Origin of the sequence: Natrinema halophilum (assembly GCF_013402815.2) — an archaeon.
In the GTDB taxonomy this organism is placed as follows: Archaea; Halobacteriota; Halobacteria; order Halobacteriales; family Natrialbaceae; genus Natrinema; species Natrinema halophilum.
Genome location: NZ_CP058601.1, coordinates 640,871 through 663,134, shown reverse-complemented (window position 1 = coordinate 663,134; position 22,264 = coordinate 640,871). Strand labels below are relative to the sequence as shown.

The 22,264-nt window shown below is 61.6% G+C and carries 30 protein-coding genes and 1 tRNA gene; 29 read left to right on the top strand and 2 right to left on the bottom strand.

All coding sequences use genetic code 11. The annotated features are described in order from the left end of the window. The first annotated feature begins 184 nt into the window (after positions 1 to 184). Positions 185 to 649, top strand: a complete 465-nt coding sequence (locus tag HYG82_RS24035; RefSeq protein ID WP_235217810.1) for a DUF5830 family protein — start codon at positions 185 to 187, stop codon at positions 647 to 649. Here the strand turns inward: HYG82_RS24035 and HYG82_RS24030 are convergent. Beyond that, a complete protein-coding gene (locus HYG82_RS24030; RefSeq protein ID WP_179259660.1) occupies positions 646 to 1,797 on the bottom strand; it encodes a DUF7115 domain-containing protein in 1,152 nt (383 codons plus the stop codon). The genes HYG82_RS24035 and HYG82_RS24030 overlap by 4 nt on opposite strands. 102 nt (positions 1,798 to 1,899) lie before the next feature. Between HYG82_RS24030 and HYG82_RS24025 the strand changes: the two genes are divergently transcribed. From HYG82_RS24025 to HYG82_RS23895, 28 genes are all read left to right on the top strand, one after another. Then, a tRNA-Met gene (locus HYG82_RS24025) sits at positions 1,900 to 2,050 on the top strand. A 132-nt stretch (positions 2,051 to 2,182) separates the two neighbouring features. Next, positions 2,183 to 2,332, top strand: a complete 150-nt coding sequence (locus HYG82_RS24020; RefSeq protein ID WP_179259659.1) for a hypothetical protein — start codon at positions 2,183 to 2,185, stop codon at positions 2,330 to 2,332. After that, positions 2,325 to 2,705: a hypothetical protein gene (locus tag HYG82_RS24015; RefSeq protein WP_179259658.1), complete on the top strand. Its 381-nt coding sequence runs from the start codon at positions 2,325 to 2,327 to the stop codon at positions 2,703 to 2,705. Before HYG82_RS24020 ends, HYG82_RS24015 begins: the two co-directional genes overlap by 8 nt. Next, positions 2,698 to 3,201 (top strand): hypothetical protein, encoded by a 504-nt coding sequence (locus HYG82_RS24010; protein ID WP_179259657.1) that lies wholly within the window; start codon positions 2,698 to 2,700, stop codon positions 3,199 to 3,201. The genes HYG82_RS24015 and HYG82_RS24010 overlap by 8 nt, the downstream gene beginning before the upstream one ends. Before the next feature lie 190 nt (positions 3,202 to 3,391). Beyond that, complete coding sequence (locus HYG82_RS24005) at positions 3,392 to 5,491, top strand: minichromosome maintenance protein MCM (protein WP_179259656.1); 2,100 nt, start codon at positions 3,392 to 3,394, stop codon at positions 5,489 to 5,491. Positions 5,492 to 5,499: 8 nt separating this feature from the next. Further along, positions 5,500 to 5,895: a hypothetical protein gene (locus HYG82_RS24000; RefSeq protein WP_179259655.1), complete on the top strand. Its 396-nt coding sequence runs from the start codon at positions 5,500 to 5,502 to the stop codon at positions 5,893 to 5,895. A 158-nt stretch (positions 5,896 to 6,053) separates the two neighbouring features. Further along, positions 6,054 to 6,836, top strand: coding sequence for a DUF6884 domain-containing protein (locus HYG82_RS23995; protein ID WP_179259654.1), 783 nt, complete (start codon positions 6,054 to 6,056; stop codon positions 6,834 to 6,836). A 275-nt stretch (positions 6,837 to 7,111) separates the two neighbouring features. Then, on the top strand, positions 7,112 to 7,420 hold the full coding sequence (locus tag HYG82_RS23990; protein ID WP_179259653.1) for a hypothetical protein: 309 nt from the start codon (positions 7,112 to 7,114) through the stop codon (positions 7,418 to 7,420). Continuing rightward, positions 7,417 to 7,803 (top strand): hypothetical protein, encoded by a 387-nt coding sequence (locus tag HYG82_RS23985; protein ID WP_179259652.1) that lies wholly within the window; start codon positions 7,417 to 7,419, stop codon positions 7,801 to 7,803. Before HYG82_RS23990 ends, HYG82_RS23985 begins: the two co-directional genes overlap by 4 nt. A 204-nt stretch (positions 7,804 to 8,007) precedes the next feature. Beyond that, positions 8,008 to 8,259: a MarR family transcriptional regulator gene (locus HYG82_RS23980; protein WP_179259651.1), complete on the top strand. Its 252-nt coding sequence runs from the start codon at positions 8,008 to 8,010 to the stop codon at positions 8,257 to 8,259. Between the two features lie 680 nt (positions 8,260 to 8,939). Beyond that, positions 8,940 to 9,122 (top strand): hypothetical protein, encoded by a 183-nt coding sequence (locus HYG82_RS23975; protein WP_179259650.1) that lies wholly within the window; start codon positions 8,940 to 8,942, stop codon positions 9,120 to 9,122. Between the two features lie 195 nt (positions 9,123 to 9,317). Continuing rightward, positions 9,318 to 9,638 (top strand): hypothetical protein, encoded by a 321-nt coding sequence (locus HYG82_RS23970; RefSeq protein ID WP_179259649.1) that lies wholly within the window; start codon positions 9,318 to 9,320, stop codon positions 9,636 to 9,638. Continuing rightward, positions 9,635 to 9,916 carry a hypothetical protein gene (locus HYG82_RS23965; protein WP_179259648.1) on the top strand — a complete coding sequence of 94 codons (282 nt, stop codon included), beginning with the start codon at positions 9,635 to 9,637 and terminating at the stop codon, positions 9,914 to 9,916. The genes HYG82_RS23970 and HYG82_RS23965 overlap by 4 nt, the downstream gene beginning before the upstream one ends. Before the next feature lie 3 nt (positions 9,917 to 9,919). Beyond that, positions 9,920 to 10,432, top strand: coding sequence for a hypothetical protein (locus HYG82_RS23960; RefSeq protein WP_179259647.1), 513 nt, complete (start codon positions 9,920 to 9,922; stop codon positions 10,430 to 10,432). Continuing rightward, the gene (locus HYG82_RS23955; protein WP_218834203.1) at positions 10,407 to 11,765 is read left to right on the top strand and encodes a terminase large subunit domain-containing protein; all 1,359 of its coding nucleotides are present in this window, start codon (positions 10,407 to 10,409) and stop codon (positions 11,763 to 11,765) included. The genes HYG82_RS23960 and HYG82_RS23955 overlap by 26 nt, the downstream gene beginning before the upstream one ends. Before the next feature lie 3 nt (positions 11,766 to 11,768). Beyond that, entirely contained in the window at positions 11,769 to 12,143 is a 375-nt protein-coding gene (locus HYG82_RS23950) for a hypothetical protein (protein WP_179259646.1), read from the top strand. After that, entirely contained in the window at positions 12,136 to 14,049 is a 1,914-nt protein-coding gene (locus HYG82_RS23945; RefSeq protein WP_179259645.1) for a phage portal protein, read from the top strand. Before HYG82_RS23950 ends, HYG82_RS23945 begins: the two co-directional genes overlap by 8 nt. A 73-nt stretch (positions 14,050 to 14,122) precedes the next feature. Further along, positions 14,123 to 14,245 carry a hypothetical protein gene (locus HYG82_RS44255; RefSeq protein WP_284145025.1) on the top strand — a complete coding sequence of 41 codons (123 nt, stop codon included), beginning with the start codon at positions 14,123 to 14,125 and terminating at the stop codon, positions 14,243 to 14,245. Between the two features lie 3 nt (positions 14,246 to 14,248). Further along, positions 14,249 to 15,808 carry an XkdF-like putative serine protease domain-containing protein gene (locus tag HYG82_RS23940; protein WP_179259644.1) on the top strand — a complete coding sequence of 520 codons (1,560 nt, stop codon included), beginning with the start codon at positions 14,249 to 14,251 and terminating at the stop codon, positions 15,806 to 15,808. A gap of 15 nt (positions 15,809 to 15,823) precedes the next feature. Next, the gene (locus tag HYG82_RS23935) at positions 15,824 to 16,873 is read left to right on the top strand and encodes a hypothetical protein (protein WP_179259643.1); all 1,050 of its coding nucleotides are present in this window, start codon (positions 15,824 to 15,826) and stop codon (positions 16,871 to 16,873) included. A 12-nt stretch (positions 16,874 to 16,885) separates the two neighbouring features. Beyond that, positions 16,886 to 17,263 carry a hypothetical protein gene (locus tag HYG82_RS23930; protein ID WP_179259642.1) on the top strand — a complete coding sequence of 126 codons (378 nt, stop codon included), beginning with the start codon at positions 16,886 to 16,888 and terminating at the stop codon, positions 17,261 to 17,263. Between the two features lie 2 nt (positions 17,264 to 17,265). After that, entirely contained in the window at positions 17,266 to 17,664 is a 399-nt protein-coding gene (locus tag HYG82_RS23925) for a hypothetical protein (RefSeq protein ID WP_179259641.1), read from the top strand. Between the two features lie 3 nt (positions 17,665 to 17,667). Continuing rightward, complete coding sequence (locus HYG82_RS23920; RefSeq protein WP_179259640.1) at positions 17,668 to 17,976, top strand: hypothetical protein; 309 nt, start codon at positions 17,668 to 17,670, stop codon at positions 17,974 to 17,976. A 5-nt stretch (positions 17,977 to 17,981) separates the two neighbouring features. Continuing rightward, positions 17,982 to 18,854, top strand: a complete 873-nt coding sequence (locus HYG82_RS23915) for a hypothetical protein (RefSeq protein ID WP_179259639.1) — start codon at positions 17,982 to 17,984, stop codon at positions 18,852 to 18,854. 1 nt (position 18,855) lies between these two features. Continuing rightward, a complete protein-coding gene (locus tag HYG82_RS23910) occupies positions 18,856 to 19,323 on the top strand; it encodes a hypothetical protein (RefSeq protein WP_179259638.1) in 468 nt (155 codons plus the stop codon). Beyond that, positions 19,324 to 19,845 (top strand): hypothetical protein, encoded by a 522-nt coding sequence (locus HYG82_RS23905; RefSeq protein ID WP_179259637.1) that lies wholly within the window; start codon positions 19,324 to 19,326, stop codon positions 19,843 to 19,845. It begins immediately after the preceding gene. A gap of 45 nt (positions 19,846 to 19,890) precedes the next feature. Further along, the gene (locus HYG82_RS23900) at positions 19,891 to 20,817 is read left to right on the top strand and encodes a hypothetical protein (RefSeq protein ID WP_179259636.1); all 927 of its coding nucleotides are present in this window, start codon (positions 19,891 to 19,893) and stop codon (positions 20,815 to 20,817) included. A 2-nt stretch (positions 20,818 to 20,819) separates the two neighbouring features. Beyond that, on the top strand, positions 20,820 to 21,350 hold the full coding sequence (locus HYG82_RS23895; RefSeq protein ID WP_179259635.1) for a hypothetical protein: 531 nt from the start codon (positions 20,820 to 20,822) through the stop codon (positions 21,348 to 21,350). 136 nt (positions 21,351 to 21,486) lie between these two features. Here the strand turns inward: HYG82_RS23895 and HYG82_RS23890 are convergent, their stop codons facing one another. Next, positions 21,487 to 22,230: an FxLYD domain-containing protein gene (locus HYG82_RS23890; RefSeq protein ID WP_179259634.1), complete on the bottom strand. Its 744-nt coding sequence runs from the start codon at positions 22,228 to 22,230 to the stop codon at positions 21,487 to 21,489. Between the last annotated feature and the right edge of the window lie 34 nt (positions 22,231 to 22,264).

Here is a 22,264-nt window from a genome sequence, read left to right as displayed (position 1 = left end):
CGCCGGAGTCTCGTGCTCCGGTCGCATCCTGTTCTCGTTCAATCTACACCACACCGACAGTATCAACGACAGGCGGATTCCCATAGGCTGGGAACCGGCTGCTTCGTTCTTGCCTGACCGGTGGATATCCGTCGAATCTGGCAGAGACAACGTTTATCCACGTCGGGTAGCCATCACGGGTAAGATGGATCGCAACGTAAATCAGCCCGAAGACGGATCGGACAGGGACGGCGCCCGACCCGAGAACTCCGACACTGACGATACCCCATCTTTCGAGTCTGTCTTCGAGGCAGACGATGACCGCGTCGAACTCGGCCTCGCGCTGCTCGCCAAACTCGAACACGAAACGCTGTCGCTCGCGGAGACGGTCGACCGGATCGAAACGATAACGTCCGATCCGACGGTGACGCGAACGATTCTCGATGAAGCCGAACTCCGCGGGCTCATCGACCGCGAGGACGGAATCGTCCGCCCAAAGAGTCGTCAGTACGTTCGATTCGAGCAGGACGTCATCACGAAAGACGGTGAGTTCTCCTGTCAGCGATGCGGGTCGGGACTGTCAACCGGCTATTTCATCGATCTCGAGACGGGCGAGCTCGGTCCGTTCGGCTCATCGTGCATTCGAAAAGTAACTGGACGTGAGGACTAACGTCCCTGTCTGAGCTCCGAGATAAGCCGATCGATCGTTTGCTGTTGGCGGTCGATAATCTCGCTCTGGCGCTCGACCGCGGTCTCGAGCGCCTCGAGGCGCTCGAGAAGTTCTGGGTCGGTTTCGGGTGGCGATCTGCCACGATCGGCGCCGGATTCAGAACCGATGCCCGCATCGGCCGCCGACGGGTCGAACTCGGATTCCCCGAGGATCGATGCGGTCTCGGTGAGTTCATCACCTTCGTCGGGCTGATTTGTCGTCGCCGAAGCAGCCCCCGACGGCGGGACCGAACCGCCGTTGTCGGGAGGCGATGACGACCCCGGGTCGGTGGGCGTGGCGTCGTCCGTTGCACCATCGGCCAGGGGATCGGCCGATCGGGAGTCCGCCGCGTTGCTCGGCGACCCGCCGGTTGCCTCGTGGTCGTCCGGTTCTGGCGGGTCGGCATCGAGCGGGTCGACACCGCCGCCGAAGTCGACCGATCCGCTGGAACTGCCATCGACGTCCTCTGCGTCACCCACGACGTCGTTGAGTTCCTCGAGTGAACTAACGTCGTGATAATCGAACAAGACCCGCTGTAACCGCTCGCGGAGGTCGTTAGCCGCTTCGTTTGGTGCCTTGATCCGCTGAGGGCGACCGTCGACCGTGAGGACGATCTGGGTCGCCACGCTGCCGTCCTCGAAGGCGAGTTTGGTTACGTCGTCGAAGTGGTATTCCTCGTAATCGTCGTCCCAGACTGCACTCCCGATATGCTTGACGAGCCGATCGCTCGTGAGTATCAGGGTCAGTTCGCTGAATCGATAGGTCTTGACGACCGTCTCCCCGGTATCGGTAATGCCGTTGCCGTTTAACACGCCTGCAAGAACGGGATGGAGTATGTCGTCGGTTTTCCCCGCAGGAATCGCAAACGTCTGCTCGCCGTCAAGTGCGTACTCGAGGGTGAACTTCGTTTTACGCCGGCCTTCCGAAAGGGTCAATCGGTCAGCGTCGTGCGGGAATTCGTCTGCCGATTCGTCGCTCAAGAGGCCGTCAGAACGGTAAACGATGGTTCGGGTCGGCGTAATGAAAATCTCGTCGTCACTACCGAGAGAGATCCGCGCCGCAATCTCTTCGCCGTCGAGAGTAGAGTGGACGATACCGGGAACGCTCATGCACTGTCGTTTGTAACACCATATGATAAATCCGTGGGTCCACGTTACACGGCGATGGCGAATGGGAAGCTTAAAGAAACGGACTGCACTATCCGTAATCGAGCCCGGGTGGCTTAGCTGGACATAGCGCCGCACTCATAGGGTTCAGAGATTCGGTGCGGTTTCGCCTTGGAAGCCTCCGTGTCCCTCGAGGACTGCCGAGCCTCGAACCTGGGACATGCGGAGATCGAGGGTTCGGAGCCCTCCCCGGGCACTTATCAAATTCTTTACATGCCCACGTAAGAACCCCCTCTCAAGGGCGTGGGTGTATCAATTCCCACAGTGCCGCTGCTGTAAGCGATGAACCACATCCCGCGATAGGGACTTCTAACGGAGGTGTCGAAGCGTGAGTTTTGCGAGCGACGGGTCGGGCCCGTTCTGCGGAGCCCTCGGTTGTACCGAGGCAGCCGACGTCGTGATCGATCACCCCGAACGTGGAGAGATCGTCGTCTGTAACGACTGCACAAGCGGCTACGTGGTGGTTCGCCATGTATGAGGACGCTATTGAACGCTCTTGGTGGTCTGACGAACGTACGGCGACGTGGGGACGTCTCGACGAAGCCACTCGAGAGGTTGTTTCCTCGTACGATGACAACGGACTGATCGGCAGTCTGTCGCTCCATCCGAGTGCTCCGAATCCGAACGGAATCAACGCGGGCATATCGCCCGACGAGTGGCACGTTACGCTCCCGTACGAGGAGGGCCGTGTTGACGTGAAGACGATAGCGTCGCTCCTCTCCGGCGAGTTAGACGCTCCCATCACGATTCGACCCCGAACCGACGAGTGGGAACCCGGATTCTGGCTCATCATCGAAAACGCCGAGCGGTCACTAAGCACGGATACCGACCGGGGTGAGACCGATGACTGAAGGCCCGAATGTTCGACCGAAAGATGCCCTCCAGGTCGCTCAACGCGCATTGCAGAAGTGTAACGAACTCGAGGAGAATCTCAAGGATCTTCGTGCTGATCACGCCGACATGCTCGAGGAGCTCACCGCAATGCAGCTTCGCCTCTCAGAGATCGACGACGACACCGATTATCGTGATCTGTCGCTCGACACCAAGGTTGGGATGGTCCGAGAACATGCCTACCAAAAGGCCGTCAATGGTCACGGTCGGGCGGCCCTGACCTACGACGACGTCATGTGGGAGGTGTTCGACGGCGAGCCTGGAAACAACCACTGCTATCGGTTGCTCAGGCGAGCAGCCGGATACAACAACGACGGTGAGCAAATCCACGACATTCCAGGATTCAACCTGGACGAAAGTAGCCGGCCGATGAAATTGACCGTTAACGCCAGCGAAGCAAAAGCTGGAGTTGCGTTTTCTTCCCGGAATAATCCAGTTCGGGAGGAGGTGCGCTAAGGATGGGTTTCTTCCACCGAGGTATTCCCCCTCCACTTTCACACTGAGAAAGTTGCGTTGTACAACTCCTGTAAAAAACCATCCGCTACTGCCGGGTCCGCCGAATTCGACGCCGTTCGACGCCGTCGTTCGCGTTTGGAACGTCTCGATTCGGTTTTATTCCGGCGATAAAAGAGACCGCAACCGATCGATGTCACAAACCCAAACCGAAGACGAGCCAACCACGGATCGCCTGGCGACGACGTTCTATCGTCGCTACTACAAAGAGGCGATCGGGAGACTGGCGCAACGCTATCCGAACGAACAGCGATCCCTCGAGGTCGACTGGCGAGACGTCCACAAGTTCGATCCAGACGTCGCCGACGACTACCTCGCGGCACCGGAACAGATGCAGCGGTATTTCGAGGAAGCCCTCCGGATGTTCGACCTCTCGATTGACGTCGAACTCAGCGCACACGTACGCGTGGGAAACCTCCCGGCGGAATACACGTTCTACCCCGGCGAGTTTTCCCCATCGGAGCACCTCGGGGACTACCGGTCGATACGTGGCGAGATCACGAAGGCGACCGACGTCTACCCGAAGATCGAGGAAGCCGCGTTCGAGTGCCAGCTCTGTGGCACACTCACTCGTGTCCCTCAGTCTGACGGCGACTTCCAGGAGCCTCACGAGTGCCAGGGCTGCGAACGCCAGGGCCCATTCCGCGTAAACTTCGATCAGTCGGAGTTCATCGACGCCCAGAAGCTTCGAATCAAGGTCCCACCAGAGCTCGCCGATGGCGCCGGACAGAAGATTGACGCGTTCGTCGAGGACGATATCGCAGGGACTGCGACGATCGGCGATCGCGTCATCGTCTCGGGGACGATCCGATTCGAGCAGGACTCCGCGGGCACCCAGAAGAAACCGAAGTTCGACCCGTACCTCGAGGGCCACCACATCGAGATCGAGGAGACTGACCAACAAGATCTCGACGTCGACTCACAGGAACGAAAACGGATTCGAGAGCTGGCCGACGGCGCAGAAGGCGAACCGCTGGACGTCGCGTCCGAATCCCTCGCCCCGAAGATCTACGGCTACGACATCGAGAAGAAAGCGCTTATCCTCGCGTTGGTCTCTGGGGGTCGGATCCAGTACCCAACTGGAGACTCCGACCGCTCAGATCTCCACGTCCTCCTTCTCGGCGATCCTGGAACTGCGAAGTCGAAGCTGATCGATCGTGCTCAACAGATCGGCTGGAGAACGGTCGGCGTCTCTTCGAAGCGAGCGACCGTTCCTGGACTCACGGCGGCCGCTGAACAGGATGATTTCGGCGACGGTGAGTGGGTGATGAAAGCCGGTGCGTTCGTGAAAGCCAACGGCGGCACCGTCTGCATCGACGAGCTCGACGACATGAGCCCCGACACACGGGCGGGGATGCTCGAACCGATGAGTAAGCAGCGATTCAGTGCGACGCTCGCCGGCGAGAACGTCACCTTCCAGACCGAGACTTCGGTGGTCGCCGCGGGGAACCCGCGAGACGGACGGTTCAATCCGTACGAACCCATCCCGGAACAGTTCGCATTCGACTCAGCGCTCATCTCCCGTTTCGATCTCGTGTTCACGATGCGAGACAAGCCCGACAAGCAAGAGGATCGGGAGATCGCCAATCACATCCTCGCCTCGCGTGACGCTGCGAAACGAGCGAACCTCGAGAATCATGACGAGGATGATCTCGAGTCGATCCAGACGCCGGTCGATGGCGAGGTTCTCCGGAAGTGGATCGCCCTCGCTCGGCAGCAGGATAATCCGCCGTTCGTCTCTCGCGAGGTCCGCAATCAGCTGCGGGATAACTGGCTCGAACTCCGCGGGATGTACGATTACGACGAGAACGAACCGATCCCGGTCACCTTCCGAAGCCTCGAGGGGCTGACTCGAGTCTGCGAGGCGCTCGCGAAGTTCGAGTTCTGCGACAAGATCCACCAGCGCCACGTCCACCAAGTGTCGAAAATCGTCGGACGGTCGATGGACGACATCGGGAAGAACGAAGACGGCGAACTCGACGCGGACATCCAGGAGGTGGGCGAATCGAAGGACCAGCGCAGTCGCCGGAAATTCCTCGCTGGCGTCATCAAGGAACTCGAGGAAGAGTACGACAACGGCATCCCACGCGAGGACATTATCGAGCACGTCCAGGACGAACTCGAGCGAGATTACGACGCCAGTAAACTCCACTCTGATATGGACAAATGGCTCCAGCAGGGGGCAGCGACTGAGCCACAGACCGATCACATCCGCTATCTGGGGAGGGCGTGACCATGTCGATGCAACAACAACGCCAGGAACAGACCGAAGCAGAACGCCGCAAACGGACCAAAGAGGTTTACGAGGCGCTCATCCGGGCCGTCGACTACAACTCTGGCCACATGCAGCCCCCACTCGCAAAGCAGACGTCGGTCATCGGCACGCTCCACGGCGCGGGCTACGGCCGCTTCGGCCTCGATGAACTCCATAAAGCGATCACAGCTGCTCGTCGGAACGGCGATTTGTTCCGAGCGACGGACGACGAGGGCGACACGCGGCTGGGGATCAACAACGCCGAGAGATTGCTCGAAAAGATCGAAACAAATCGCTCACGCGTTGATGAGCCACGGCGGGACGTGATCGGGTTGGCAAATCGACGCCGCCAACAGTTGCGGGGTGATCAGGATGAGCGGTAACTCCTCGTTCGATACTGAGCGATCTCTCGAAGTCCAATGTGACGTTTGCCTCGAAGAAATCCTCCAGGCAAGAGAATTGGCAACGACAGAAGAGCAGCTTGAGACGCTAAATGAAGCGTACGGAGCTGTCGAGTACGTGAAAAGGGAGGCTGGTCGCAATGAGTAGCGACGGCACTGAGCGATTCCGCTACACACTCGTTGGCTGTGGCGGACAGAAACGAGATTGTCGCAACACGCTCGCCTACAACCTCTACACGTCAGGGTGGTTTCGGTGGAACCGCGCCTATGCGCTCTGGTGCGGGGACTTTCAATCGATCCTCTCGGCGAAGGGCGTTATCCCGTGGATCGCTTACTTCGAACCCTACGACCTTCGGATCACCGACTCCGGGTTCAAGGGCGAGGACGAACCGAACCACGATAGCGTCGTCGACTGGGCCGATTACGTCGCCGACCACGTCGATGAGACGATCCACTACCACACCGACGAGGACGCGATCGAGATCGTCGTGCTACACGCACAGTCCTACGTGAATCTACTCCGCGACCGCCTCGCCGACGTGGCCGCAAACTACGACGCCGTCGACGTGACGATCCGCTACCCATTCGACGATACGGGCGGGAACGGCCAGCAGATGCACTGGGCGCGAGAGCAAGTCGCCGCAGAGCGTGGTGCCGATCCCGACGACTTGGAGTTGAACGCGCTGTTCTGCGACTCCTGCGAACGGGCGGCGCGGAACGCTAAAGTCTACCCGCCCGGACGGGTCACATCGCCAGGGAGCGGGATGGCCCCCGAGTGGTGGACCGCAGACGGCGCGTGGCTCTGCGAGTCCTGCCGCGAGCTGACGGACGGCGACGCGGAACCGGTTGATATCGAGACGCCGAATCCCGAGGGACATCCACCCGACGAGATCCAGGCGACGTTTGGGAGGTGGTCCGCGTGACGGACTCAGACGGCAGTAACCGTTGCCCGAAGTGCGACCTCCGTTTCGAAAGAGTCCGCGCACCCGGTATTCGAGACGTGGATTGGGATGGGAGGGTGATGTTACATCCGTGCTGTTGCGTCGTAAGCGTCCGATCACTACAGACGGACAGTGAACGTTCAACGCGAACCGGAGGGGGTGAGCAGTGATGCGTCACCCCGACGGCCACTGTCAGAAGTGTGGCGAACCACTGCGAATCATTCCATGTCTCAACTGCCGACAACGGGGTGACGGCGATGCAGAGTGACGAGGATACACCGATCGGGGGCGGAAAAGTCCATGCGAACAAGGGCTCGATGCACGCCTTCCTCAACGCCGACGCCACTCGTGCACTCGGCGTCGACGGCGGAACCGAACTCGATGTCTTCGACGAAGGAGACCACCTCCGAGTCGTCCCGCGCGAGGATTCCCCAGCTCGAACTGTCGAGTGTGTCCACTGCTCCAAGACCGTCCGAGCAAACGAAACCGCCGACCATCACTTCGAGCACCATCCCGAACAACGCTACGACCCGGTCTGGTACCACCCGGAGGAGGATCAACGATGAGTGTCTTCGAGGACACCTACGAACTCTGGTACAACTCCCTCGAGCACGACGATGTCCCGACCATCGAAGGCCCGCCGTCGATCGTGACACTCCAGGAGGCGGCCGACCGCTTCGAACAGTTGGGCAACAATCGCAATGACGGTACGCTCGTGATCTCTATCGAGATGGCCCGCGCGATCCCACGAGGGTGGATCATCTACCAGCACCAGATCAGTGATGTCGAACAGTTCGACCCCATCGACAACATGGTAACCGTCGTCACAAACATCGAGGGCCGCGAAGCGTTCATCTGCCGGTCGGATGCAGTCCGCCTGGACATGACGATCCTCGAGCCCGGTGGTGTCGTCGCGATCGACTTCAATCGAGGTGAGTCCGATGACTGACGACACCCACCACTACAGCCGAGAGAACTACGCTGGCCGCACACTGATCAAGACTCGGTACCGGTCCACGTGCCCAGCCTGTAACACCACTGTCCAGGCAACGCCCCTTCTGGAAGCGAACCGTAAACCCGGCCATATCTGGGTTCGGTGCCGAGACTGCGAACGAATCGTTCGGTGCAAACAGACCGCGACCGAGGCCACCTGATGACCGAACTACTCACTGACGAGGAGATCGAGGGCCTGCCACCGAGCGCGAAGTTCGTCCTCTGGATCCTCGAGGACGAGGGGGAGCTCACCCAGCAGGAACTGAACGAGCAAATCACGCTCCCATCACGCACGGTCCGATGGGCGCTCAACCGGCTCGAAGACGAGGAGATCATTGAGTCCCGGCCCTACACGGGTGATGCTCGAAAGTCAGTCTACACGATTTCTGGCACAGACACCTCAGATACGTGAGAAGCGTCGATTATCGCAACAATCTCGTCTGTTAAAGGGTTCACTCACGATACCTGATAGTAACGGCTGTACCCAATCGATCCCCGATCGAGGCAACGACGACGTCGGGGCTCGGCCGACAGCCAGCGGCTTCTCCTACCATGTCCACTACAGCCCACACCCTCGGCGAGGTACAGGGCCGGGATGAACCGGATCGCGTCTTCCGGCGTTACGTGTTCAGCAACCCTGAGACGTGCTCCAATTGCTTCCAGACGCTCAAGAGCGATCACCGACGCATCGCTTGGGGCACGCAAGGCCGCGACCAGGAGCCAAAGGCCACCCGGGCCGAATCCATCCGGGCCTACAAGACCAACCCTGGCGAGATCGGTCCCCAAGGGCCACTCCTGGGGACGCGACAGGTCGATAACACGTCAATCGCGAGGTACCCTGTCCGAACTGTCTGTGAGGACTGCGGGACTATCGCCGGACGAGCAGATTCAGAGACGCTAAGCCGACGAGAGGCACTCTCGAGGGTGGAGAATCTTCACGGTCGGCTTCACGAACTTGGCGAACCAGTGCGACTCGATCGCTTGAAACACGCAGTGGGCCACCTCAAGTCACTACCCAAGTTTCGTGGTTACGATACCGAGGTCTTCGAGGCCGCAACCACGGTGTGCATCCGACGAGCTCGCCGCTGATCCATGACAGTCCAGTCCATCGCCGAAGGCCAACCGGTCGAGATCCGCTTCGCCGGTCGCGACGTCCAGGGCGTCGTCGACGAGATCCGCTGGTCACCATCGTTCTCAAACACGCATCCGGAGATCGTCGTCGACGCCGACGGCACGACGATCACGACCGGTCAGCCGAACGTTCGGCCCCGATGACGTCCGACGTCGCCCCTGCCCCGTCGGAATGAGGGATCCATCAACGCTCTCGTTGACACACCACGCTTCGGGGCGGGTACCATTCCGCGACTATCAGACTCCACGGGCCGTCCCGACCGCGCCGGGAGATCGGCCGGGAAGGCCTCTCGTCACCAGAGACCCGGCGCTTTTCCATACACGAAACTCGATACAACCATGACTGACGATCCAACCGTAGTGAGCCGAGCCCTTCGCGTTTTCCGCGAAGCCGGCGCACCATCCGAAGAGAGTACAGACCGAAACGGCGCGTTCTCGTATCACGCCGAGACACACGCCGCCGGCGTCGGGATCGGTGTCGGCGCCGCAGCGGGAGCGACTGGCGACTACCGTATCGTCGGCGCAATCGTCGCGCTGGCGTTCGGCCTTAATCGAGGACCGTCGCTCTCGAGCGCCCGCATCGGCGAGGACATCAAACAAGAACCACACTACGCCCTCGGTGGGCTGGCACTCGGCCTTTTGATAGGAACGTTCGTGTGAGCGACCACATCGATGCCATGGCGACGAGACAACACCACTCTACGACGCGCGAATCGATCAAGAAGTGTAACGATTCCATCTCGAGGCGATTTCACGTGACGCTTGCCGTATACAAGACGATCAAGGCGACTACCCAGCTGCTGGGCGTCGTCGCTGGTATCATCGCCCTTCAACAGGGCGCAGATCCACTGACGACGATCGTCGTTATCGGAGGCGTGATCTTCGGCCCTGAGTATATGGAGATGATTCTCACTCGAGACGAGAATCGAGAGGAGTAGAACATGACCGACGAGGAGATCTGTGGCTACGAGGGAACCACGACTGGCGAGCCGTGCCGCCACCCGGCCGGAAGCTGTCCCGTTCCCTCCCACTCGGACGACGGAGCCGAGAATCCCGGGAGACCATCGCTTTTCACCGACGAACTCGCCCAAGAAGCCGTCGACGCTGCTCGAGAGGTCTACAGCTATGCAGGTATCGAACGCGCGATCGGTGTCGGTGAAGGGACGATCAACAGCGACGGTGGGTGGCTTGACCAGGATCTAACCTTCACCGACGCCGACGGAAACGAGCGGCCCTTTTCCCAAGCCCTCGAGCGCGCGCGTGGAGAGGGTGAACGTGACCTCATCCGGGGAGGTCTCTACAACGAGGACATGGACACGTCGATGGCGAAGTTCCTCCTCGCCAGCTCGTACGGTCATAAGAAATCCGAGAAGCGAGAACACGAACACTCCGGGCCTGACGGGAATCCAATCGAGGTGACTGTCAATCGTGAGCGCTACGAATCAGACGAGTGAGCCAGTCGAGATCGGTGGTCAGTACTGGGATGCCCAACTCGAGACGTTCGACGCCCTCGAGTCCGGCGAGTACGACGTCGTCGTCTTCCGTGCGGGCTACGGTGGCGGGAAGACCCTCCTGGGCAGCGACTTCGTCATCGGCGAGGCGATGCAGATCCCTAATGGGCACTCGCTCGTGCTTGCACCGGACAAGACGAAAGGCGGTCCCGCGACGTACAAGGGATTTTACGAGCGTCTCCCGGGCGAGAACACCGTCCCGAACGATGCCGACGGCGATCCGGAGAACTCGCCGATCGTCGCCGGCCACCACGGAACCAAGCACCGAGTCACACTGATCAACGGCCACATCATCCAGCTGGGCGGCGCCGATATCTGGAGCCGCTTCGCCGGCACCGAGTTCAACGTGATCTGGTGTGACGAGGTCGCCCACTACGGCACGACCGATCTCTACGACCTCCACGAGATGCTGGTCACACGCCAGCGGACTGAACAGGGCCCGAACGTCACGCTCTGGACGTCGACGGGCAACGGCTTCAACCAGTTCTACGACATCACCGAGCGCCAGATCCAGCCCGACGGAGAGGGTGGTGAGGAGAAGCTACCGTGGGCCGATCGGATGAAGGTGATCGTCGGCGACACGCGAGACAACCCGTTCCACAACGAACTCGAGAAGATGCGGGCGCAGTTCGAGGGAACAGCACGGGAGGAGCAAGCGTTAGAGGGTGAGTTCGCGGCCGCAGAAGGCCTCGTTTACTCACAGTTCACTCGTGAACACCACGTCGTCAACGAGACCGACGTTGGCGATCTCGTCAACTGGGATGCGACACCGATCTACGGTTACGACGCTGGCTGGGACCATCCGCGCGTCTTCGTCGAGTGGCGGCCCACCCATCTCGACCAGTGGATCGCCGTCGACCTGTACTACCAATCCGAAAAACCGTTTGACGACCTCTGCGACCCCGATACAACCTCTGGATGGGTATATGACCGCGAAAAAGAACGCGGAACGGTCTACTGCGAGCACGAACCGGAGCACATTTTGAAGCTACGACAGGCTGGCTTTCGGGCCGTTAAAGCGGAGAAGAGCCTCGATGAAGGGATCCCATACGTTCGTGGCCTCCTCGAACGGAAGGGTGATCCCGAGCGCCCGGGCCTACTCGTCTCGGACCGATGCGCCGAGTTGATCCAGGAGTTCCAGAGCTACAAGGAGGAGCACGTCGGGAAGTCCGGCGACGTCCCGGACCACGCACTCGACGCCAGCCGGTACGCGCTGTTCACACACACGCCGGCATCGACGTCGTCGGACGACTCGAGCGGGGTGAGTTACGTATAATCCATGACTGACACAAACGGACCACACCACGACTTCGAAGGCATCGTAGGCTGGGAGACTGACGAGGCTCGAGCGGAGTCCGTCGACGACGACCGCTGCGTCTGGTGCAAGTGGCCTCGAGATGAGTGGGACGACGACGTCGATGCCCACGAGATCGACACCGGCGAAGTAGTGTGTTCGAACTGCCTCGGCGACCAGCGTCGGTACAAGCGCACGGTCACGTTCGACCTGTTTTACCCTGGTCACTGGGCCGATGATGATCAGAATGAGGCGATCGGTGAGAAGTACGGAGACCTCCTCGAGGCTGCAGGGGTCGGCAATCACATCTCTCGTATCTCAAATGCAAATCGCTACGAGGTGATGAGTGACGATGAGTAGCGCAGACGAAGACGCGAAGGTCTCGGTCAACGTCGAGGGAATCGGCGGCGAGAACAGACTCTCGAAGGCCGAGAACTCGACGCAACTCCCCGACCGCCGGGTCCGGTCGCTAAACCTCGGCGTCAAGCCGCCGTACAACCCGGACCGTCTCGCCTCGTTTCTCGAGTTGAACGAGACGCTCGCCGTCGGGATCCGCAAGAAGTCCCGGTACGAGGTCGGTTACGGCTTCTCGATCGTCCCGCACACGGACGTCGACCCGGACGAGGCGAGCGACGATGAACGCGAGACCATCCGTGACTTTTGGCGGGGTATCGACTCACGCTGGCAGACAAAAGCCCGGCAGACCGCCGAGCCGACAACTCCCGAAGAAGTCCTCGAGCTCGCACGCCAGGACTACCACCTGATTGGCTGGGGCTGTCTCGAGATCCTCACGAACCTCGAGGGCGAACCGGTCGGCCTCGCACACGTCCCCGCGAACACCGTCCGTGTGCGCAAGCCCCAGAGCCGCTTCGATCAGCCGCGTCACCCAGAGGGCGGGCAGTTCATCGGGGCCGACGACGCCGAACTGGCGAGTCGGGGGTACGTCCAGAAGCGCGACGGTCGGCGCCGGTACTTCGGCGAAGCGGGTGACCGGTATCGTGGACAGGGTGAGGACGATCGCGATGAGCCGATCTTCGTCGACCGCGAGACGGGCGACGTCGTCCAGGGGAGTGCGGAGGAACTCGAGAACGCGCCGGCGAATGAGCTTATCTTCGTCACGAACCCCAGCCCGCTCTCGGACGACTACGGTGTCCCCGACTGGGTCAGCGCCACCCGGACGATCGCGGCTGACGAGGCAGCGAAGGACTACAACGCGGACTTCTTTGACAACGACACGATCCCACGGTTCGCGATCAAGGTCAAAGGGGGCGCGCTCAAGGAAGAATCCAAGAAAGACCTGCGGCAGATGCTCAACGGGCTTCGCGAGGAGCCCCACCGGACGGTCATTCTCGAAGTCGACAAGTTCGAAACGGACCTCGATGAGGACGTCGAGATCGACCTCGAACCGCTGGGCCAGGGCATCAGCGAGGAGATGTCCTTCGAGGCCTTCCGCGAGAAGAACGAGGCAGAGATCGCGAAGGTCCTGGAGATCCCACCGATCAAGATAGGGAACACGGAGACGTCGAACCGGTCGAACTCCGACGTCCAGGACCGCGAGTTCGCCCTCGAGGTCATCCAGCCGGAGCAACACAAGTTCTCCGAGCGTCTGTATCGGATCCTCCACCAGCAGGCGTTCGATGTCCGTGACTGGACCCTCGAGTTCGAATTGCGGGGAGCAGACCAGCCCAAGGAGGACGCGGAGGTCGCTCGGCGAAAGATCAGTGCAGTAAACGGGGCGATCCCGGTCAACCGTGCGCTCGAGATGATCGGCGAGGAGCCGCTCCCCGACGATCACCCAATCGACGGCGACACGCTCATTGCGGACATTGGGAACGGGCGCCCTCCTGGACAACCTGGCGAGGACCAACCGGGCGATCCACCGGCGGATGTCGAGGAGCAACTCCCACCGGTGGAGAACAAGATCGGCGAGCGCGACTGGGCCGACGTCGAGCCTAAACTCCTCGCGAAGGATCAGATCGAGACCCAGCAGTTCGATTCGAGCAACCTGGACGAGGGTCTGTACGACTACGAGGACCAGGAGCTATATCTCTCGTTCAAGCGCGACGGCGGCTCGAACTCGCTGTACGCCTACACGGAGGTTCCGACGTCCGAGTGGTCGGGGCTGACGTCGGCCTCGAGCCACGGCGGCTATCACTACGATTCGATCCGGCTGTCCTACCCCTACGTCGAGATCACGAACTTCCACTCGCGGCTGCCGGAAGGCGAGACGCCCGACGACCCGCCGGACGACGTCCCGTCGATTTGACGCGGCCAACGCCGATGACCCAGGGAGACACCCGACTACCCTGAGCGAGGCTCGACCGGGCGCACGTTTTGCCATGACGACCAAAAACAGCAACAAACAGCGCGGCGAGAAGCGTGGCGTCCTTTCGACCGGTCGAGCCAAAGACCTCGAGGACGCCGACACGGACGCCGACGACGAAGATGAACAGGAGGGCTGACACATGCCTCCGGTAACGAAAGCAGGCGGCGAGCAGTTCCGTAAGGACGTCGCGTTCGTCACGAAGGACGACGACGAGCAGATCGCCGCCGGTATCGTGATGGTCCCCGACAAGGCGGACCTTCAGAACGATTTCGCTCGCGAGGAGACCATCCGCGGCTTCGCCGACCAGTTCGAGGCGTTCGTCGAGGCCGGCGAGGCAGGCGGCGGCATCATGCACGCCGTCTTCCCCGACGGCTGGATGGAACTCGAGCGAAACGAGGTGCTCGAGGAGAACGAGGAGATCGGCGGGCAGACCGTCGATGCCGGCGCATGGGTCCAGGAGTGGCGCATCGAGAACGCCGACCTCTGGGAGCTCATCGCCGACGGCATCCTCGAGGGCTACTCGATCGGGGCGATCCAGGTCGACTGGAACGGCCCGTTCGACCAGGACGAGGTCGACGACGTCGCCGTCCCGGACGATCTCGGCGAGGACCCACTCATCTGGGAGCTCACCGACGGGATCATCCGCGAGGTTTCGGCCGTCGACATCCCAGCAGTCCCCGACGCCCAGATCCTCGAGACGAAGGACGCCGCCGAGAAGCGTCTTGGCGACTACCTCGGCGATCCCGACGGGTTCGTCGAGGAGGCCCAGCAGCGCGGCCACTCCGAAGTCGAAGCCGAGCGACTGTGGGACGTCTTGAACGAGGCGGTCACCGTCGACGGCTCGGCCGAGCCAGGTGAGAAGAGCATCTTCCACCGGATCGGCAAGGCCGCCGTGGACACGTTCCTCGGCGCCGATGACAGCGGCACGGACTCGCGGAAGGCGGACAGCGGCGAGGCGGAGTGTTGGGTATGTGGCGACGAAGCGACGTTCCAGAACGAGGATCCGCCGAACGAGTTGCTTTGTGACGAGCACGCTGACCCGCAAGGCGACCGCGCCACCGAGCTATCCGTGTCCACGAAAGAGGGCCGGACGCTCTCGACGTCGAACCGCGACTCACTGTTCGCGACGATCGACTCCTCGCTGGACGTCCTCCAGGACGCGGGCGTCGATCACGGCATGACACGGTTCACCGACCGCGAGGACACAGCCTTCGACCTCACCGAGCACAGCGCTCGCGAGTGGTCGAACCCGGACGACGACGAGGACGAGGAGACGGACGTATCGCCCGTCAACAACGCTGCCGGCGGCGACACGCCGGACGACACAGACAACACCACAGACATGACTGACGACAACCCTGACGACCCGATGGGCGACGCCCCCGAGTGGGCGAAGGCCCTCGACGACCGCATCGACGATCTCGAGACCGACAAGGACGCTGACGGAGAGGCTGACGACCCGCTCAAGGACGCACCCGAATGGGCGAAAAACCTCACCCAGCGCGTCGACGAGATCGAGGAGAAGGCCCTCGATGGCGACGGCGAAGAGGAGAAGCCCGAATGGGCGAAGGATCTCGAGGCTCGTATCGACAGAATCTCCGAGCAGAGCGGCGTCTCGACGCAACTCGAACGCTCGGCTGACGGCGAATCGGATGAAGACGACAGCGGACTGGGGGGCCTGGGGAAGGCCCTCTCCTAACGAGGTGACTTCTACATGAGTACCAACACCATCGACGCGGTGCGACAGCAGAACCAGCAGGCCACCCTCTCGCAGAAAGACGTCGATCTCGCAACCCTGGACGGCTTCCAGCTGCCGAGTGACGTCACTGAGGAATTCCTCGAGCGGATGCAGAAGGAGATCCCGATCCTCGGGATGGCCGACACCATGACTCTCGGACGTCTCGAGCAGGAGGTCCCGCAGTTCGGGGTCCCGCTGCTCTCTGGCTCCGCTCGCGACGAGGAGGCGACCCGGACGAGCAACTCTGCGGTCGAGTCGGGCTACGTCAAGTTCAACGCGACGGACAAGTCCTACTACATCCTCGTCGAGCCCAAGCGCGACGCGCTCAAGAACACCCACTACGGGCCCGAGCAGTTCGGCGACTACATCGTCGACCAGTTCATCCAGCGGTGGGCCAACGACGTTGGCCTCATCGGAATCCGGGCGGGCGCCTCGAGTGGCAACCTGCAGTCGATCGGCGGCGCCGCCGATCTCGACTCGACGTGGGACGGCTGGATCGCGCGTGCCGAAGAGGACACGCAGAGCCAGGACGACAGCAACGACTCCACCCGGATCGGTCTCGAAGACACGACGACGGCGGAAGCTGAGTCCATGCCGTCGGTCGACATGGCGAGCACGGCACCGGACACGAAGATGTTCAACGACACGATCCAGACGCTGGATTCACGCTACCGTGATCCGGACGATGTCGTGTTCCTGATGTCGCCGGACAAGGTCCAGGAGTACGTCTTCTCGCTCACCGAGCGCGAGGATCCCCTGGGAAGCGCAGTCGTCTTCGGCGACTCGGACATCACGCCGTTCAGCTACGACGTCGTCGGCATCAACGGCTGGCCGGACAGCTACGCGATGCTCACCGACCCTAGCAACCTCGCCTTCGGCCTGTTCGAAAACATGGAACTCGACCAGTCCACGGACACCGACAAGGTCCACGAGAACCGGCTGCACTCCCGGAACTGGATGGAAGGGCAGTTCGACTTCCAGATCAAGGAACTCCAGGCCGGCGTCCTGGTCAAGAACATCGCCTAAATGGTGGTCTGAATGGCTGGACCTACAACCAACGCGGAGATCCGCAATCGCTACGAAAGCGGCGACCCGCTCAACGACGGCGCACCAGGCAACGTCGCGACCGACGCGCCGGCAAATGGAGCGGACACGGTCGTCGGCGCGGATACGGACGTCCACGTCGTCACCGCCGACGGGACGAACAACGTCGACCTCTCGAGCGCAGAGACGGAAGGTCGCGAGGTCACCGTCGTCCACAACGGCGGGGCCAACACGCCGACCGTGTCGTTCACTGACGCGGACTTCGTCGGCACCGGACCGAGTAACATGACCAGCGCGGGCGCAACGGCGACCGTCCGCAACATCGATGGCACGGCTTCGGGCTGGGTCGTCGTCGCCACCGGGAGCGCCTGATCATGCCGACGGTTGAGAAAACCCACGGCAGTCGGGTTTACATCCGCCCACTCGAGCAGCGCTTCGAGATCGGCGACCAGGCAGACGTCGACGAAGAGATGGCCGCGTACCTCTGCGAGGAGCGCGGCGACTTCGAGCGGGTCGACGCGCTCCAGGAGGGCGACGAATGGGCTGGCGACTCACCGCCTTGGGAAGAACCCGACGGCGATACCAACGACGAACCGAAAGTCGACGCGGATGACGTCGTCGACACGCTCGAGGAGGCAGAAAAGCCCCGCCCTGAGGACGCCATCGAGATGGGGCTGTGTCCCTGGTGCTCCGAGTACGAGGGCGAGAACGTCGGCATGCACGCCTCACGGTCCCACCCCGACGAGTGGGACGAGTACAACGAGGAGGACTAACCCATGCCAGCCTGGCACGATAGCGCTGTCCTCGCCGACTCGGAGAGCCTGACCGCCGGCCAGGCCGTCGAACTCGTCGGCGTCGAGTACCACACGCCGGTCGTCTGTGTCAAGCTCGAGGATCTCGAGGGTAACGCCGACGATACGGTGACGATCGAGTTCGACGGCGCCGCGGCGACCTACGAGGCCGACGAGCGCACGCTCTCGGAGACGACGTCCTACACGGTGGCTCTCCCACAGTGCGAGGGCGTCTCCGTCACGTCGAGTAACGGCTGCACGTACAGCATCGAAGTGCGGAACAACCCACGGTGATCTAAATGCCGACCGGATACTGCACGCTCGAAGACGTCCGGAGAGCCCTGCAGAAGTCACAATTGCCGGGGGACCTCTCCCAGGACAAGCAGATCGCCGTCGACGCGATCACGTCCCAGAGTCGGTGGCTCGAGCGCACGTACAAACGCCACTGGTATGCGGCCACCGGCGATCCGATCCTCGACGAGGCGACGGAGATCGATATCCCGACCGAGCCACGGACCCGGGATGACGAACACGATATCTCAACCCACGGCGCGATGGTCCACGGTGCGAGCGAGCGCGATCGGCATCGCTTTCGGAAGAACAGTGACGCGCTCCTCGAGGCCGGGCCCCGATACGATCGGTGCCGTCGCGATCGGCGCGAGCCCAAGCAGGAGATCCGCATCGCGATCGGCGAGCCAGAAGCCCTCGAGTCGCCAGTCGACGAAGACGTCCCGGCGTACACGCGGATCCGCCTCGATCGGAAGGACGTCGAATCGATCAACGAGTTGCACGTCATCAACGCCGATGGAGGTTACGACGACTGGGTCGCGGAGAGTGACTACGACGGCGGCGCCGGACTAAGCCATCGCGGCGAGGATTACTGGGGCCGTGTGAACAACGACGGGATCAGCGAGCTCTATCTGAACGTCCATGCGATGGACGACGATATCGCCTCGCTGTCGAAGGCTGTGTACGTGGACTGGGATTACGGTACCGAAGGAATCTCGCGGACGGTTCGGCGGGCGGTCGCGCTGTTCGCCGGCGCCGAGTTCACCGAGGAACTGAGTGCACAGGTCCCAGAGAACGCGAAGCTCTACAACGCCGAGACGAAGGCCGACGAGATGCGCGACCGGGCCCGGAAGCTTCTCGAGCCCGACCAGGAGGTGCCATAAGGTGAGCGCATCCGATACGACGGCCAGCGCCTCGTTCTCCATGGGTGGCCCCAAGCCGCTGATAGACGATGCCGAACACCGTCTCGTCGGTCAGCAGGGGTCGCTCATCTTCGCGGCAGTACGCGTCTCTCACGGGACACTCCGCTCGTACGCGAGTCGGACCGACTACGACGCCGAACCGATCATCGACTCATTCGCTGGCGTCGACGTCGATCGGACCGACACTGGCATCACGGTCACGTGGGAATGGGATCACCCGGCAGCGGTGTACTTCAACGCCGGTACGAGCGACCATACGATCGAGGGGGATCCAGTCCTTGCCTTCGTGTTTGACGAGTCGGAGTATCCTGGACTGGCTGAGATGTTCCCTGGCGGGACTGCGTTCCTCCCCGAAGTGGACGTCTCCGGTCTCCCGGAATCGAGGTTCGTCCAGGCCGGCCTCGAGTGGCTGCGCCAGGAGGTAACGTAAATGGTCCAGGACGAAGTCGGCTGGGTCCTCGAGACGATCAAGTCGAACTACCCGGTCGCCTGGCCGACCGATGACGAGGGCGACCCGGAACTCTACCGGATCAACCGCGACGAACCGGAGACCCTCGAGACCGGTGAACGGTCGAAGACGATCGAGTTGACAAAAGCATCGGCGATCGGTGCGTCACTCGCCAACCGAGACACGCAGCCAGTTGGGACAGAGTACGACCACCGTGTCGAGACGACCATCTCGTGCCGGCTCGAGGGCGTAACCGGTCGCTCCGGCGAGTTCGGACGCATCGACTCGGCCGCGGGCTTCGAGCAACTGGTTCGGTACATCCAGCACGCGATCAACGCCGAGCGCTCATACCCGACGGTTGACGATGTCGGCCAGGACGACATCGGCTCGGTGGCGTACCACTCGTTGTTTGTTGAAAACGAGACTGACCTGAGCCACGAGGAGCGCGACTACTTCCGACGCGACTGGGATGTCCGGTTCGTCGGCTTTTCTTCACTACCGTAATAGGATCATGAAACGATACAACAGCACTGACGGCGGTGGTATAGCATGACCGGCGGCGGGGCCGCGAGCCTTGCGTTCGGGAAAGAGCAGAGCTTCAAAGGCTCACTGGTCGACAGCGATAGCGACGGGACGCCCGAGTACTGGGCCTTCGGGCGCAATCCGACGGTCACCGAACTCGATCTTGATCGAGCGCTCGAACGGCTGACTGAAGGTGACCAGGCCGAGTCGGTCGAGAGTCTGGCGACCAACCTCGAGGGCGCGTTCGCAGTCGAGACGGTCATCTCGAGTGACGTCCACGGCGACGTCGAGGACATCGTCTTCAACGACGCCGGCACTGGGTTCAAGGCCGGTCGGGCGGTCTCCTCGCGGGTCTTTGCAGGGATCGACTACCTCGACGGCACCTGCGAGCGAGAACTGATCGGCTGCATTCCGCTCGAGTACTCGATCTCGTACACCCAAGACGGCACACTCACGTACTCGCTGTCGATGGGCTACGCCGACGAGAAGACGGCGACCTCGCTCACGCCCTCGTCGGTCAACCAGGTCTCGGACGGCACGAGCGCGGCGGCGCACAGCTTCCAGCTCGACGTCGACGGCACGACGGTCACGAAGCTCCAGGAGGCCGAGCTCTCGATCACGAACATCAGTCGCTTCCAGCGCGGGCCCAGCCCGATCGCGGTCGACGCCGTCCTGGCACGGCCGGAGACCGAACTCACGGCAGACGCGATCTTCAGTGGTCCGTCGCGCCTCGAGTTGGCCTACGGATCGAGTGGGTCGACGTCGACGCAGGACCGGATGTCGAGCGTCGCGGGGACGATCACGATCACGATCGACGGCACGGCGCTCTCGACGTACAACCTCGCGAAGCTCAAGCCCGACACCTACAGCTGGAACGATCTCATCAGCGACGGAGACACCGACATGACCGACTCGACGACGTTCAACGTCGACGGCGGCGTCACTATCAGCTAATCATGCCTCTCAAAACGAAGACGTACGACCTTACCGAGGAGATACAGCGCCTCGAGGAACAGATCGACGAGGTCGATGCCATCCTCAAGGAAATCGACGACAACGGGAACCCACAGTCACAGGCGTTCCAGGGCGAACGGTCTGGCCTCGAGGCCGCACTTGAGGGTGTTCGATGGGCTCGTGACGATGCGTTCGATGCTGACTACGCCCCTATGTGGGACGAGAGCGTCGGCGAGATCACACTGGCAGGCCTCACTGCCGGTGAGTCGGCGGCGATTGAGGATGATCTCAATGGCGGCGGAGCAGGGGCCGCCCGGATTTACCAGGTCGCGAAGGGCACTGTCGACGCGCCATATGTCGACGACGATATGAGCGAGGACGAGCGGATCGGTGCAGTCTCTCAACTTCCGGACAGCTATGTCCGCTGGGCACAAGCTCGGACTGACGAATTGAGTAGTGTCTCGGGAAACGGGAAAAAGAGCTACAGAGAGCTCTACGAGGAAAGTCAGCAGGACAACTCAAACCAGACGTAAGAGTGGACATGCTGATCGGACTCGCCGCTGCATGTGGCATTTCGCCTCGGGAAGCGAGACAGTGCTCCACCCGCGACCTCGAACTCCTCGAGATTGTAGCGAGCGAGCTGTTCGGAGGCCATCAGCAAGAATAAGCCTACACCGTCAGCACGATTTGATAACTGTCGATCCGGTCTATCCAATCACTATTCTGAAAATGGACTTGCGTATCAAAACTCCATGTCTCACCGGCACCGAAGTTTTGTACAGTCGCTATCGCAGTCTCGAGTAGGTGGCCGTTCTCGGCGATCAGTTTGGGGCGGGCAAGGAGCGCCGGTACGGACGTCTCGGTTTGGTTCGAGACTTCCCCGAGGACCCGCGGCATAGCGTAATCGTCGACGGGGATTTGTAGATCGTGGGACTCGAGAACCATTCCGTTAGGAGAAACCGTCCGGCCATGTGCAAAGGAATCTGTGATGGTGAGATCGGCACTGTCAACGGTTCCATCTCCAGAGTACGGAATCCATGGTTCCCAGATCTCTCCAGGCACGAGATCTCGGATGTCCCAGATAGCACTCGAGAGCAGTTGCCCATCTGCGTTATAGAATTTTCCAGCAGCGGTAACGGCACCGAGGCGAGCCTCACCAGTATTCTTGACGAGACCGGTCACGGCGGTTTCCGTCCGGCCGTTGGGTGTGGTCATTGTTCCGAGACTCACATCAGAGACCGAGACATCAATGGCGGGCTCGGGCTCGCTGGGGTTAGTGTCTGTCCCGTTCGTAGAGGAGGTTCCACCATCGTCAGACGAATCCTCGGGCCCACTCGTGTCGGCCATATCGTCACCGACACATCCCGCGACGGTAGCGGTTCCCATAACCGACAGTAGTTGCCTCCGGTTCATACAGCGAACTGAGAGGTCAGAGATTAAAAGAGTT

Bases quoted from the DNA above. Each gene is read 5' to 3' on its own strand.
- HYG82_RS24035 (WP_235217810.1), top strand. From the start codon at position 185: ATGGATCGCAACGTAAATCAGCCCGAAGACGGATCGGACAGGGACGGC.
- HYG82_RS24030 (WP_179259660.1), bottom strand. From the start codon at position 1,797: ATGAGCGTTCCCGGTATCGTCCACTCTACTCTCGACGGCGAAGAGATT.
- HYG82_RS24015 (WP_179259658.1), top strand. From the start codon at position 2,325: ATGTATGAGGACGCTATTGAACGCTCTTGGTGGTCTGACGAACGTACG.
- HYG82_RS24010 (WP_179259657.1), top strand. From the start codon at position 2,698: ATGACTGAAGGCCCGAATGTTCGACCGAAAGATGCCCTCCAGGTCGCT.
- HYG82_RS24005 (WP_179259656.1), top strand. From the start codon at position 3,392: ATGTCACAAACCCAAACCGAAGACGAGCCAACCACGGATCGCCTGGCG.
- HYG82_RS24000 (WP_179259655.1), top strand. From the start codon at position 5,500: ATGCAACAACAACGCCAGGAACAGACCGAAGCAGAACGCCGCAAACGG.
- HYG82_RS23995 (WP_179259654.1), top strand. From the start codon at position 6,054: ATGAGTAGCGACGGCACTGAGCGATTCCGCTACACACTCGTTGGCTGT.
- HYG82_RS23990 (WP_179259653.1), top strand. From the start codon at position 7,112: ATGCAGAGTGACGAGGATACACCGATCGGGGGCGGAAAAGTCCATGCG.
- HYG82_RS23985 (WP_179259652.1), top strand. From the start codon at position 7,417: ATGAGTGTCTTCGAGGACACCTACGAACTCTGGTACAACTCCCTCGAG.
- HYG82_RS23980 (WP_179259651.1), top strand. From the start codon at position 8,008: ATGACCGAACTACTCACTGACGAGGAGATCGAGGGCCTGCCACCGAGC.
- HYG82_RS23975 (WP_179259650.1), top strand. From the start codon at position 8,940: ATGACAGTCCAGTCCATCGCCGAAGGCCAACCGGTCGAGATCCGCTTC.
- HYG82_RS23970 (WP_179259649.1), top strand. From the start codon at position 9,318: ATGACTGACGATCCAACCGTAGTGAGCCGAGCCCTTCGCGTTTTCCGC.
- HYG82_RS23960 (WP_179259647.1), top strand. From the start codon at position 9,920: ATGACCGACGAGGAGATCTGTGGCTACGAGGGAACCACGACTGGCGAG.
- HYG82_RS23950 (WP_179259646.1), top strand. From the start codon at position 11,769: ATGACTGACACAAACGGACCACACCACGACTTCGAAGGCATCGTAGGC.
- HYG82_RS23945 (WP_179259645.1), top strand. From the start codon at position 12,136: ATGAGTAGCGCAGACGAAGACGCGAAGGTCTCGGTCAACGTCGAGGGA.
- HYG82_RS44255 (WP_284145025.1), top strand. From the start codon at position 14,123: ATGACGACCAAAAACAGCAACAAACAGCGCGGCGAGAAGCGTGGCGTC.
- HYG82_RS23940 (WP_179259644.1), top strand. From the start codon at position 14,249: ATGCCTCCGGTAACGAAAGCAGGCGGCGAGCAGTTCCGTAAGGACGTC.
- HYG82_RS23935 (WP_179259643.1), top strand. From the start codon at position 15,824: ATGAGTACCAACACCATCGACGCGGTGCGACAGCAGAACCAGCAGGCC.
- HYG82_RS23930 (WP_179259642.1), top strand. From the start codon at position 16,886: ATGGCTGGACCTACAACCAACGCGGAGATCCGCAATCGCTACGAAAGC.
- HYG82_RS23925 (WP_179259641.1), top strand. From the start codon at position 17,266: ATGCCGACGGTTGAGAAAACCCACGGCAGTCGGGTTTACATCCGCCCA.
- HYG82_RS23920 (WP_179259640.1), top strand. From the start codon at position 17,668: ATGCCAGCCTGGCACGATAGCGCTGTCCTCGCCGACTCGGAGAGCCTG.
- HYG82_RS23915 (WP_179259639.1), top strand. From the start codon at position 17,982: ATGCCGACCGGATACTGCACGCTCGAAGACGTCCGGAGAGCCCTGCAG.
- HYG82_RS23905 (WP_179259637.1), top strand. From the start codon at position 19,324: ATGGTCCAGGACGAAGTCGGCTGGGTCCTCGAGACGATCAAGTCGAAC.
- HYG82_RS23900 (WP_179259636.1), top strand. From the start codon at position 19,891: ATGACCGGCGGCGGGGCCGCGAGCCTTGCGTTCGGGAAAGAGCAGAGC.
- HYG82_RS23895 (WP_179259635.1), top strand. From the start codon at position 20,820: ATGCCTCTCAAAACGAAGACGTACGACCTTACCGAGGAGATACAGCGC.
- HYG82_RS23890 (WP_179259634.1), bottom strand. From the start codon at position 22,230: ATGAACCGGAGGCAACTACTGTCGGTTATGGGAACCGCTACCGTCGCG.